The sequence below is a fragment of the Luteolibacter sp. genome (genome assembly GCF_039920825.1).
Classification (GTDB): domain Bacteria; phylum Verrucomicrobiota; class Verrucomicrobiia; order Verrucomicrobiales; family Akkermansiaceae; genus Luteolibacter.
In genome coordinates, this window is the sequence record NZ_JBDSCX010000081.1 from 32637 (window position 1) to 45300 (window position 12664).

The following is a 12664-nucleotide window of genomic DNA, read 5'->3' on the forward strand; positions in this document are numbered from 1 at the left end:
TTGGATCTCAGGGAGCTACCAGCTTGAGCCTTGCAAAACGCCGTTGCCGGGGGGTCGCAGGAGCGGGATCCTCAATGGTCATGTGATCCCAGCCGTTGGACATGGGGACGAGCAAACCGGTTTCCCGATCATCCCAATTCTGAAAATCGTCCGAGAACTGGCCGATGTAGCGATACCCGGCTGTAACGGCGGCGGAGTCGCGCGGGAATTCGATCACGAGGCGCTGTCCGCCTCCGATTGCCTCGACACGGCTTACCTTCGGCAGACCGGCAGGTCCGACCGCTGGGTCGAATATCGCGGCTCCAGCGCTATTGGGATCGAGATTGAGCAGGAATTCGACAAGGGCGGAGATTCCGTCTTTGTCCGAATCGTCATGGTATCCGGCGGCACCAAGACCTGAATCGAGCGCCCATTGTTCGAACAACGAGCGAACCTGGACGATCAGGTTGTTCGAGTTGAAATTGGGATTTCCACTGCCGTCGATGACCGCATTTCCCGGGAGTGACAAGGTGACGAGCGCGGCGGATGGGGATACTGTTAGCGTGTAGCTGGCACCGCCCCCCGTGAGCGAGGCGACAGTGGCTCCACCGAGCGAGAAATCCGCGGTGGTTAATCCGGTCACGGGCTCGGAGAAGGAAACGTTCACGGCGATGTTGCCGCTGCCAACGGATACCGGTGGAGCGGTGAGGGTGACCAAAGGACGCTCGCTGGTGAAACGCAGCGCATCGAGGCGGGTGCCGTCCTCACATCCATAGATGATCACGGTGTGGCTGCCTGCGGCGATGTTCAGCATGACGGGATCCATGGGCGCAGGATGGACGGTTAGAATAAAGTTATCAACCTGCGGATAGCCTCCGCCGGATTTGATCGTCATCGCGATGGCATGGCCGATCGCCGGATGACCGGCGGGAACAGTCCAGGACATGCCGATTCCGAGTTGGCGCGCCGTGCTGATCGTATTGGTCGTTGCCGTACCGGCGATCGCTACGATGCTGGTTCCGTTCTGATAGGCGAGCTGGGCGGTGGCGGTGGGCCGGTTGGCCAGCACCCAGTCCCATGAGTAGGTGAAGACGTCTCCCTCGGCGACGACACGGCTGGTCAGGTTGTAGGCGGCATTGCCCGTTTGAAGGAAACCGATGCGGGTACCATTGCTCGCAGCGGCGGCCTGAACCTCCGTGCCACTGTCGTTAGACGCAGTCGAGGGACCTCCCGCGGCAGCGCCCCACAAGGTCCAGTTGTTCACGTCTCCATCGGGATCCGTGTCCCAATGGGTGGCCTTGAGAGTGCTGGGAGTAATTCCTCCCAGTGATTCAAAGCTCCCGTTGTTCGTGGTAGCGTTGATGAGGGTAACCGGTGTCGAGCTGCTGTTCAGTTGATCCCAACTGAAGGTGCCGGCCCCCACTTGTCCGTCATTGGTTGACCAGTTGTAAGCTGTGCCGCCATCGATGCAGGCCCACAGGGAGTTGCTGGAAGCATTGTCAGAACGGAGGAGTCCTTCCAGGGTCCAGTTTCCGGCGCGTGGCAGCACGAAAGTGTAACTGGCAGAGTGCGCGGTATTCAGGGTTTGATCGTTGCCCGGGTAGCTGCCATCCGGAAGCCAGATGTGAACGCCCGCCGAGCTGCCGGCGTCGTTGACCTTGGTCATGCCACCGGTGAGGACCCCGTTTTCGGCTTCCACAAACAGGATGTCCGAATTGTAGGTGAGCGTGGCGGTCACCGGCCCGGCCATGGGGTTGCCCAAGGTGTCGGTGATGCCTGCCGGGCTGATGGTGACGGAAAACGTGCCAACCTGGAGCGGGGTGACGCGGACCATGTACTCGATTCCACCGCCCGTTAGATTGGAAAGATTAGCGTTGATGGCGGTCAGGCTTGCCATGGAGAATCCAACGGGCGGTTCGTTGAAATGGATCCCCAGATCAAAAGGCCCCACGATACTGCCACTTGGAATCCCGGCAAAGACCGGTGAAGGGCCGAACGTGTCGATGCCACGGGACAGGGTGTTGGAGGCGAAATTTCCTAGTAAGCTGTTATTGGCGACGTTCCCAGGCACACTGACAGCCACGAACGGCGAGCTGGGTAAAATCGTAGCCACGTAGTAGTATCCCGAGCCGCGGAGCTTCGTGACAGAACCGCCGTTCACATACAGGTCACTGGCGGTGAAATCCGTGACATCGGTATCGAAGGCGATGGTCACGTCGAAATTACCATTCGGCGGACCGGCGGGTCCTGCGATTTCGCAACGTGCTTTCCGCAGTCCGACCAACCCGTTGAACGTTTTCGGCGCGATATCGTTAGGCCATGTCCCTGAGTCCATGGTCGTCCAGTTAGTCCCGTCCGTGCTGTAATCCACCCGGTAACCGGCGATACGTCCGTTCTGACTGTCGAGGCGGGGCGTATAAATGTATCCGCCGATGGAACGAACGGAGCCGAGATCGACGGTGAGGTGGTGGGGCGGCGGTGGATCTACAGCACCGGACCACGACGTGTGCCAGTAGGTGCCTGTGTTTCCATCGATTGCCTGAGTGGCGGGTGCGGCTTCGGAGGCTGTTTCCTGACTGTCGAAATCAGCGACTGAAAGCTGCGCGGTTGGAATCGGTTTCCCAGTGGAATCAAGGATCGAGAATTCCGCAACGGAAGTCCACGCCCCGCCATTGACTTCCGATATCCCGGTTAGACGAACATAGCGGGCGTTCGCGAAGGAGGTGATTTGGAATTCGGACGCATTGAGTCCGGAGATATAGGATGTCAGGAGATCAACCGCTTTTTGATCGACCACGTTTTTCGCCAAAGGAGGCATGGCTGCTCCATTGCCAACATTGGAGAGGCGGACCGCGGTGGCTGATAGAGACGGATCACCGGGTTTCATGTAAAAGCCTCCGGGCAGACTGAAGTGTCCCTGGATGATTCCATTGACCAGTCCCTGCTTGCTGAGAGGGGTGCCAAGACGGGCGTCGAAATAGTCAACCGTGCCACCGGGCTGGTGGCAGTGGGAACAGTTGCTGGCGAGGTAGGATCGCACGCGGTGTTCGAGCGGAGCGGTGGCGTCGTCGATAGGACGGGCGGCGATGAAGTTTTCCAACTCGGTGGCGGTCAGGGTGCGGTCGAACATTCCCAGCGAGTTGAACGTGAGCAGTTGGTTCGCGGTGCGGCCCGTGGTGCTGTAGTGAAAGTCCATGTTCAGGGACGCGGTGCGGACTCCAAGCGCCTGGCCGGCATTACTGTTATGGCAGAGCATGCAATCTCCGCGCGACGGGTAGTCCCAGCGACGGGTGACGGTGCCGCCTCCGTCTTGGGTGACGGTGTAATCCTCGCCCAATCCGGTGGTCAGGAGTTCGGCATCCGTGCCGGCGGCGTTCCACTTGTAGGTCACTCCGTATTTCCCGCCATTGGCGGTGCAGATGAGAAAGCGGGTTTCCAAACGCTTGATTTGCGAGGGATTGTTCTCGTTGATAGCCATCTCAAAATGTTTCACGAAAACCGTTCCCGCCGGGAAGACCCAGTTCCCGTTCTCGCTGAATGCGATTTCCTCCTCGGCGGTGTTGTGGGTTCCGTTGTTAGGAAGGATGATCCACCGCTTCTTTTCGGCACCATCCGACCAGAGCGGGGTGGCCACGTTGTAAGGAACGACTCCGGGAGCGGGTGCAAGCGTGGCGAGACTGGTGAACGCGCCGGTCTGCGAAAGAAACTGCGGTGGCTCGGTGGCAATACCTGCCGAGACGAGTTTGAAAATGGTGCCACCCGCGACATTCGTTCCGTTGAGATTCATCAGATAGATTTCACCCGCATTGTCGGTGCAGAAATTGGCAAGGCCGGCTTTGTTTCCCGTATGAAAGCCGTCCACGATCAACTCGGACACCGGGGCGCCCCCGACCGGATCAATCGTCGCGGTCCAGATGAGTCCTCGAATGTGGTCCCCGTAGAGAAGTTTGCCGCCGAGCTGGTTGCTCCATTTCGCGCCGCGGTAGCGCATTCCACCGATGATGCAGCTTCCCACACTGTGGGAATAGTCGAGAAACGGTAGTGTTTCCGTCCCGATGGGAGGCATGGCAGGAGTTCCGGCCCCTGCGATCGATCCTTCGCGATAACCCCACTGCGCGTTGCCGCCCTTCGTGATCCGGGACATCTCTTCGCGGGAGCCGCCGCCCACGTCGCCAACCCAGGCCACATCCTCCAGTGGGTCATAGTGGGCGGTGTGCGGGCTGCGAAAGCCGAGCGCGCCATATTCCTCCAGGATCGATCCCGCGGGATCGAGGAACGGATTGTCATTCGGAATCCGATATCCCTGGGTGAAACTGGCCGGCCAGCCAGCGGGCGGAGTCGGTCCTAACGGCTGCCGCCGGACGGCATGGGATTTCGTCGGGTCGTTGTTCACATCGATGCGGAAAACTCCGCTGAAAAAGCCGCCGTTGAGTTTCTGGGTCCGGGCCAACGCCCCGGCGTTTCCACCGCCGGCACCACTGTCCCCACCGTCACCACAGGTGATATTGAGAAAACCGGCGTTGTCGAAAAACATGGCTCCGCCGTTGTGCCAGAGGTCAGGGTCGTATTGGTTGATCAGGACAAACTCGCTGGCCGGATCGAGCGTGCCGCTTGCCGGAAGCCACGTGAAACGGGAAACGTGCCAATAGGAGTGGTTGGAGTCCGCCCCCGCCAATGCGGGTTTGTAATTGTAGCAGACGTAAGCATAGTTCCTGTTAGCGGATCCGGCCTGGCCGAACTCCGGATGGAAAACGAGGCTGTAAAAGCCCTGATCCTCCGAAGACTGGGTGTAGGAGGTCCATTCCAACACTTTCACCACCTGGGCCTGGGTCGTGGCGGAATCATTCGCGAATCTCCAGATCTGCCCGTTCTTCCCCACCAGGAGAAGATCGTTCGTGCCGGGAACGGGCCGCAGCGACAGCGGATCAACAAACGTTAGATTGGGGAAGGCGTTGACCGCGTTCCATCCGGTCGAAGCGCCGGGCGCGACCTGGGGCATGGTGCCATTGAGATAAGCTCCGACCGGAACGGGAGCATCGAGTCCGGGCAACTGCGAAAATGCCAGCCCGGCCAGCGCCAGAGTGAGGTTCAGGATGAAGAGAAGGGTGTTGTTCATAAGTTTTTGTTAGGTCGTTCGTCCGGCTGGCATCGACATGGACTCAGCATCCCGTTGTCGATACCGAGGCAGGAAGTCCATGCGACATTCAGACCGCCGTCAGAGTCAGGCACATCAACCCGAAATCCGTCAGATCATGTGACGACCATAGTGGCAGACTCCGGGATTGGCATGGTGGCTATGACTGAGATGTATCTGTCGGAAAATGGTTCGTCATGGTTGGGCTTTGCGGCGAGTAAAGGCTTTTGACCTTCGCTGTCAAATCGGCGCATTGCATCTGATCCCGCCAACCGGCAAGGATAAGCCTGCGATTTAGAGTCGCTAATTACTCGGTATCTGAGACTTACCTCGAAAAACCACCCACTGCGAACATGCCACCCAATCCTCCCCACACACAAATACTACCCATTCAGGGAGCTGTGAGATCAACACTGAATTTTCTATTCAAATACCCACCCGCCTAATGTTAGGTTTTACAAAAAAGCCTCACCGAGAAAACTGATAATTTAGTAATCAGATAAAAATTCACGACCTTCCGCTATTCTTCCGATCCCCTTTCGCACACGCCCGATTGGTCTTCATGAGAAGAGCTTCCGGTCCAGCGAGCGATATTGGATTGCTTCAAGAATATCGTTCGGGCGGATGTCAACGGCTCCCGCCAAGTCTGCCAATGTACGCGCGACCTTCAGAATCCTGTCGTGGGCGCGGGCGGAGAAGTTCATTTCCTCCATGGCGTGTTCGAGATAGCCGTTCGCTTCCGGAGTGAGTTTGCAATGTTGGCGCACTTGGCGCGATCCCATCGCCGAATTGGTGGAGTTGGAAAATTTGCGGAAGCGCTCGATCTGGATCCCTCGGGCGGCAACCACCCGCTGGCGAATGGTTTCGGACTTCTCGCCGATATTGGTGTCGGACGACAGCTCACGGAAATCGACCAGCGGAACCTCGACGTGCAGATCAATCCGATCCAGCAGCGGCCCGGAGATCTTCTGACGATAGTTTTCAATCTGGCGTGTCGAACAACGGCAGTCGCGTTTCACATCGCCGTAGTAGCCGCACGGACAGGGATTCATTGCCGCCACCATCATGAATTGCGAGGGAAAGGTCAGCGAACCCGCCGCCCGGGAAATCGTCACATGGAAATCTTCCAGCGGCCCACGAAGAACCTCCAGGGTCTGGCGGCGGAACTCGGGGAGTTCGTCGAGAAACAAGACGCCGTTGTGAGCCAGTGAAACTTCGCCAGGACCCGGATTGGTGCCGCCTCCCAGCAGGCCAGCATCCGAAATCGTATGGTGCGGCGCGCGGAACGGGCGGGTCGTTAGAAAAGCCCGCTTGGGATCCAACAGGCCGGTGATGGAATGAATCTTGGTGGTTTCGATCGCATCGTCCTCGGTCATGTCCGGCATGATCGTTGGCAGGCGTTTCGCCAACATGGATTTCCCGGTTCCGGGAGGACCGACCATGATCAGATTGTGGCCTCCGGCGGCGGCCACCTCGAGAGCGCGTTTCACGTGGTGTTGGCCTCGAACCTCGTCGAAATCGACTTCGTAGCTGCGATGGGAATTGAAAAAAGCCCTGCGATCCAGATGGAACGGCGGGATGATGATGTCGCCGTTGAGGAAGTCCCACGCTTGTTTGAGATTCCTGATGGGGAAGACCTGAACGCCCTCGATGATCGCCGCTTCGGGTGCGTTTGCCTCGGGCACGAACAGGCGGGTCCGGCCGCTGCGCTTGGCTTCAAGAGCGATGGAAAGAACGCCTTTCACGGGACGCACCGCGCCATCCAAACCGAGTTCGCCGACGACGCAACAATCATCCGCGTTGAACGGCTTCGTCCCGCTCGCGGCGATCATCGCCAGAGCGATGGGAAGATCGAACGAAGGTCCTTCCTTTTTCAAATCGGCCGGCGCGAGGTTTACCGTCTTGATCCCGTCATCCAGATAGAGCGCGGAGGCGCCGATGGCGGAAATGACCCGCTGTGAGGATTCCCTAACCGCCGCATCCGGCAGGCCGACGATGATGACAATCGGTTTGTCCGCGCCGCGGGCGTTGACTTCGACTTCGACTTCCTGGGCATCGACACCCCGGAGCGCTGCTGAAAATAGGCGGGTAATCATGTGAACATCCATTGCGTGGCGATTTTTGCTAGAGATGGCAAGCGAGAAGACGCCTCCCCTCAAAAGGAATTGATCTCCGGTGGGGAATCAGGAAGGTTCGCGTGGTGGATTCCTCATGGATCGAATGGACGGCCTGTGCGGTAGCGTGGGTGGCAGTGCTTGTTCCCGGCGGCAACAAACGCCGGGGACCATTGTTAGGCCTGGTGGCGTTGGGAGGAGCTTGGATTTTTGGGACGGCTACGTGGCTGCTATTTCCTGCTGTCTCGGGGATTCTCGCCCTGCTGTTGTTGGCGGGATCGACCCGCGTTTGGAGATGGGGCGGAATGGTTCTCGCTCTGGGGGGCTTGTCGTTGAGCGTGTTTCTTTGCTGGCTGTTTCCTCTCCCTGAAAGCCCGGTTCTTTCCGGACCATTCGCGACGGGCAGTTTGGTTTTCGAACTGGTGGCCGAAGGCGCGGCCCCGCCGCTGGTGGTCCAGGTCTGGTATCCGGCGCGGAAAAACGAACAAGCGCCGCGCCTGAAATGGCTGCCGGATCCGGCACTGGCACCTCACCTCCCGTTTCACCGAATCGGCTGGGCGTTGGCACGATCCCAGACGGAGTTGCCTCCTGTTGATGATCCTGCGAAATTTCCCGTGATCTTCTACGAGCATTCGTGGACCGGTCACCGGGCGGAAAACGTGGCGCAGATGGAGGATCTAGCGAGCCGCGGATTCGTGGTCGTCGCGGTGGATCATCCGGGCCAGGCGACGCGGGTGCTGTATCGGAACGGAGAGGTGATTGTCGGAAAGCTGACACCGCCGGATCTAACGAACGATTCGGGTGTCGCGAATTTCGAAGCTCTCGCCGATAAGTGCCTGCAGGAGCGGACCGAGCATTTGGAGAGGGTGCGGCGGGCCTTGGCAAGCGGCGCGGTGCCGACGTTGAAAGGCCGCCTGAATCTGGATCGGATGGGCGTCTTCGGCTTTTCCTTCGGAGGAACGAGCGCCTTGAGATTGTGCGCGCTGGATCCGGCCTTCCATGCCGGGGCCAATGAAGACGGATTGTTTCTCGGCGACGGCATGCCGCGCGGGCCGTTTCTGTTTTTCGATGAAGAGATGCCGACCTGGTTGCTGAAAGATGCCCAGCCCGGCGAAGGTGCCGGAGAAGCACAGACGAGAGCTTCGGAAACGCGGATCCAAAAGGCGATGACGGGGAAAAACCGTCAGCGGGTAATCATGGACGGAACAGGGCACGAGGCGTTTTCCGATCGGATTTTCACCTGCCGGATTCCCCGGCTGGCACGAGTCGGCATGCGGCCGGCGGCGGAAGTGCACCGGATCGTCACCCGCCGGCTTGGTGATTTTTTCAAGCGGTATCTCTCCTGATGGATTGATAGGCTCGCGGGCCTCCGGCTAATTGTTGTTGTTTACCATTCCCGCGCGAACCAGATTGCTAGTTGAATGAAAAAGAAGAGTCCCGCGCTCGTTTCCCCGTCCACCCAGTTGCCCAAGTGTCCGACGGGCATCCAGGGGCTCGACGAAATCACCGGCGGCGGGTTGCCGCGCGGGCGGCCCACGCTGGTGTGTGGTGGCGCCGGGTGCGGCAAGACGCTGCTGGCCGTGGAGTTCCTCGTGCGCGGTGCCGCCCAGTTCGACGAACCGGGCGTCTTCATGGCCTTCGAGGAAACGGAAGCAGAATTGACGGCGAACGTCGCGTCGCTCGGGTTCGATCTGGCAGGACTCGTTAGAAGCGGGAAAATCGTGATCGACTACGTCCACATCGAGCGCAGCGAGGCCCAGGAAAGCGGTGAATACGATCTTGAAGGATTGTTTGTCCGGCTCAATCACGCGATCGACTCGATCGGTGCCAAGCGCGTGGTGCTGGACACGCTGGAAGTACTCTTCGCCAGCCTGCCCAACGAGGCGATCCTGCGCGCCGAACTGCGCCGGCTCTTCCGCTGGTTGAAGGAAAAGGGAGTGACCGCCGTCATCACGGCCGAGCGCGGGCGCGAATCGCTGACGCGTCACGGGCTGGAAGAATACGTGTCGGACTGCGTCATCGTGCTCGATCACCGCGTCTACGACCAGATCGCCACCCGCCATCTGCGCGTGATGAAATATCGCGGCGCGGTCCACGGCACCAACGAGTTTCCGTTCCTCATCGGCGACGAGGGCATCAGCGTGCTGCCCATCACCTCGCTGGGGCTGAACCACAAGGTTTCTAACGAGCGGATAGGCACCGGCATCCCGCGGCTCGACGCGATGCTCGGCGGGCAGGGGTTTTTCCGTGGCAGCAGCATCCTGCTCACCGGCACGCCCGGCACCGGCAAGACCATCATCTCCGCGAACTTCGCCCAGGCCGCCGCCCGCCGCGGCGAGCGGGTGCTGTTTTTTTCGTTCGTCGAATCGCCCAGCCAGATCATCCGCAACATGCATTCCATCGGCTTGCGCCTGGAGCCGCTGGTCAAGCGCGGCCTGCTGCGGTTCCACTCGGCGCGGCCTTCGCTATACGGGCTCGAAATGCATTTGGCGACGATGTTCAAGGAGATCACCGCGTTTCAACCCCACGTCGTCATCATGGATCCGATCACCAGCCTGATGGACGCCGGCACGCCCTCCGAAGGCAAGGGAATGGTGACACGGCTGATCGACTATTTGAAAGCTGGCCAAGTCACCACGCTCTTCACCAGTCTAACGCAGGGCGGTCACATCCTGCAGGAAAGCGAAAGCGCGATGTCCTCGCTGATGGACTCGTGGCTGTCGTTGCAGGACTTCGAAGGCAACGGCGAGCGCAACCGCGTGCTCTATGTGCTCAAAGCCCGCGGCATGGCGCACTCGAATCAAATCCGCGAGTTCCTGATTTCCGACCACGGGATCGACCTGGTGGATGCCTACATCGGCGTGAGCGGTGTTCTAACCGGCTCCGCCCGCGTGGCGCAGGGAGCGCTCGAAAAAGCCGCCGTGCTGGCCGACCAGCAGGAAGCCGCCCAGCTCAAGCGCGAGGTCGAGCGCAAACGCGCGGCCCTGGAACGCCAGATCAGCGGCTTGCGCTCCGATTACGAAACCGAAGCCGTGGAACTCCGGCGCATCGCCGAGCAGGTCGGCACGCGGACGTTCGTGTTAGGCACCGAGCGGGCGGAATCCGGCCGCCTGCGCCAGGCGGACGCCAAGGCGCCGGCCATCCGGCGCGCCAAACTCAGTCCGGAGGACGGCAATGGCTGAACGCAAAACCGGGAAGCGCGCGGCGAAATCCGCGGCCGTTCCGCCACCGGGCAGATACGTCCTCCGGCTCTACGTGGCGGGGGCCAGCGCCAAGTCGCGGCAGGCGCTTCTGCGCGTCCGCCAACTGTGCGAGGCGGAGCTGAAAGACAACTACGAGCTGGAAGTCATCGACATCTATCAGCAGCCCGGCCTCGCGCGCGCCAACCAGATCGTCGCCACGCCGACACTGATCAAGGAATTTCCGCTGCCGGTGTGCCGCTTCATCGGCAACCTGTCCAACACCACCGGCCTGTTCGGCGAAGCTGACTTGAACCTGTGAGACAATACCTGTTTTGAAAACGACCACCGAAATCACCGGCCTCCGCGCACGCCTGGCCGAAGCCGAGGAAACGCTCCGCGCCATCCGCGCCAGCGAGGTGGATACCGTGGTGGTCGCGGGCAAGCAGGGACCGCAGGTGTTCACGCTGCAAGGCGCCGAGCACGCCTACCGCGTGCTCATCGAATCCATGAACGAAGGGGCGCTGACACTGACGGCGGACGCGGTGATCCTTTACGCCAATCAGTGCTTCGCCCGAATGATTGATCGACCGCTGGAGCAGGTGCTGGGTTCCTCCTTTCACGACCTGCTCTCCACCGTGGACCAGGCGGCGCTGCGACCGCTGCTGAAACGGGCTGACAAGGCAGGCTCGAAAATCCAGGTGCTGTTAGCCGCCGGCGACGGTGCGGGAACGCCCGCGCAAATCTCCATCCGCCGCCTGGTGGGGGATGGTTTCAGAAGCGCGACCATCGGCCTGGTGGTGACGGACATGACCGAGACCCGGCGGGCCGAGGAAATGCTGCGGACCTTGACGCAGCGCGTCGTGCAGGCGCAGGAAGCCGAGCGCGGGCGCGTGGCGCTGGAATTGCACGACAATATCACCCAGCTTCTCTGTGCCATCCTCTTCCGCAGCCAGGCGCTGGCCGACAAGCTTTCCACGGGCGAGGGTCCGGCAAAACGCGAGGCGTTGAAAGTTCACGAAATGCTCGGCAAGGCGGTGGGGGAAGTCGAGGGCATCTCGCGCAACCTCCATCCCGGCGTGTTGAACCGGTTGGGCCTGGTCGTCGTCCTGCGCGACACCGGCACGGAATTCGCGGCGCGGACGGGGATATCGGTCAGGCTGTCCTGTGCGCGGCTCAGAGCGAGGTTATCCGCGGACACCGAGCTGACGCTCTATCGGATTCTCCAGGAATCCTTGAAAAACGTCGAGAAGCACGCCCGCGCCAGCCACGTCGCGGTGAAACTCACGTTGCGCGGCGCTTTCGTGATGCTGGTGATCCGTGATGACGGGATCGGCTTCGACCCGGATCCCAATCCGACCCGGGGAAAAGGCGGGCTCGGTCTCCTCGGCATGCGCGAGCGGGCGACCTATGTCGGCGGCACCTTTAGGATCAAATCCGCCATCCGCGCCGGAACGGAAATCGAGGTGCGCATTCCCATGCCGCCCATCCCCACTCATCGGGCCGAATCATGAAACGAATCACCGTCCTGCTGGCAGACGACCACACGCTCGTCCGCGAGGGGCTGCGCAAGATCCTGGAGATGGAGCGCGACCTTGAGATCGTCGGCGAAGCGGAAGATGGACGCCAGGCGGTGGCCATGGTCAGAAGACTCCGCCCCGAAGTGGTGCTGATGGACATCGCGATGCCGCTGCTCAACGGCCTGGAAGCCACGCGCCAGGTGCTCAAGGCCGTCCCGGCCACCAAGGTGCTCATTCTCTCGGCGCACAGCGACGACGCGTATGTCACGGACGCGGCCGAGTCCGGAGCGCGGGGGTTTCTGCTCAAACAAACCTCATCACGCGACTTGTGCCTGGCGATTCGCGAGGTCCGGCAAGGCAACACGTTTTTCGGCGCCTCCGTCACGGCGCGCCTGCAAATCCGCGATCCACAGGCGTTAGATCGGGGTGAGGCGCCGGGAAAGAAGACCAACCGATTGAGTTCGCGCGAGGTGGAGGTGCTCCAATTGATTGCCGAGGGCCTTCCTAACAAACAAGTCGCCGCCGAACTGGGCGTGACTTTCAAAACCGTGGACAAGCACCGCCAGAACCTCATGGCCAAGCTCGACATCCATGACATCGCGGGTCTCACCCGCTACGCCCTCGCAGAGGGCATCATCAAAGGCGACCTCCGCGGCGATCCGCTCCGATAAGGGATATCCCCCACGGGGTACCCCCGATTGCAGGCGCGCACCGCTCCTCCTATGTTGCTGCTGGTTG

At 60.6% G+C, this 12664-nt stretch carries 7 protein-coding genes; 5 read left to right on the forward strand and 2 right to left on the reverse strand.

All coding sequences use genetic code 11. The annotated features are described in order from the left end of the window. Positions 1 to 7: 7 nt before the first annotated feature. Together ABIQ96_RS23160 and ABIQ96_RS23165 are read right to left on the reverse strand one after the other, a co-directional pair. Entirely contained in the window at positions 8 to 5095 is a 5088-nt protein-coding gene (locus ABIQ96_RS23160) for an Ig-like domain-containing protein (protein ID WP_348217028.1), read from the reverse strand. 578 nt (positions 5096 to 5673) lie between these two features. Continuing rightward, on the reverse strand, positions 5674 to 7209 hold the full coding sequence (locus tag ABIQ96_RS23165; RefSeq protein WP_348217029.1) for a YifB family Mg chelatase-like AAA ATPase: 1536 nt from the start codon (positions 7207 to 7209) through the stop codon (positions 5674 to 5676). A gap of 104 nt (positions 7210 to 7313) precedes the next feature. Between ABIQ96_RS23165 and ABIQ96_RS23170 the strand changes: the two genes are divergently transcribed. The 5 genes from ABIQ96_RS23170 (at position 7314) to ABIQ96_RS23190 (ending at position 12597) form a co-directional block, all read left to right on the forward strand. Further along, positions 7314 to 8573 carry a hypothetical protein gene (locus ABIQ96_RS23170; protein ID WP_348217030.1) on the forward strand — a complete coding sequence of 420 codons (1260 nt, stop codon included), beginning with the start codon at positions 7314 to 7316 and terminating at the stop codon, positions 8571 to 8573. Between the two features lie 75 nt (positions 8574 to 8648). Beyond that, a complete protein-coding gene (gene kaiC / locus ABIQ96_RS23175) occupies positions 8649 to 10409 on the forward strand; it encodes a circadian clock protein KaiC (RefSeq protein ID WP_348217031.1) in 1761 nt (586 codons plus the stop codon). Further along, positions 10402 to 10728 (forward strand): circadian clock KaiB family protein, encoded by a 327-nt coding sequence (locus ABIQ96_RS23180; RefSeq protein WP_348217032.1) that lies wholly within the window; start codon positions 10402 to 10404, stop codon positions 10726 to 10728. Before kaiC ends, ABIQ96_RS23180 begins: the two co-directional genes overlap by 8 nt. Before the next feature lie 13 nt (positions 10729 to 10741). Further along, positions 10742 to 11920, forward strand: a complete 1179-nt coding sequence (locus tag ABIQ96_RS23185; RefSeq protein ID WP_348217033.1) for an ATP-binding protein — start codon at positions 10742 to 10744, stop codon at positions 11918 to 11920. Then, complete coding sequence (locus tag ABIQ96_RS23190; protein ID WP_348217034.1) at positions 11917 to 12597, forward strand: response regulator transcription factor; 681 nt, start codon at positions 11917 to 11919, stop codon at positions 12595 to 12597. The genes ABIQ96_RS23185 and ABIQ96_RS23190 overlap by 4 nt, the downstream gene beginning before the upstream one ends. Positions 12598 to 12664 lie beyond the last annotated feature (67 nt).

Bases quoted from the DNA above. Each gene is read 5' to 3' on its own strand.
- kaiC (WP_348217031.1), top strand. From the start codon at position 8,649: ATGAAAAAGAAGAGTCCCGCGCTCGTTTCCCCGTCCACCCAGTTGCCC.
- ABIQ96_RS23165 (WP_348217029.1), bottom strand. From the start codon at position 7,209: ATGATTACCCGCCTATTTTCAGCAGCGCTCCGGGGTGTCGATGCCCAG.
- ABIQ96_RS23190 (WP_348217034.1), top strand. From the start codon at position 11,917: ATGAAACGAATCACCGTCCTGCTGGCAGACGACCACACGCTCGTCCGC.
- ABIQ96_RS23160 (WP_348217028.1), bottom strand. From the start codon at position 5,095: ATGAACAACACCCTTCTCTTCATCCTGAACCTCACTCTGGCGCTGGCC.
- ABIQ96_RS23180 (WP_348217032.1), top strand. From the start codon at position 10,402: ATGGCTGAACGCAAAACCGGGAAGCGCGCGGCGAAATCCGCGGCCGTT.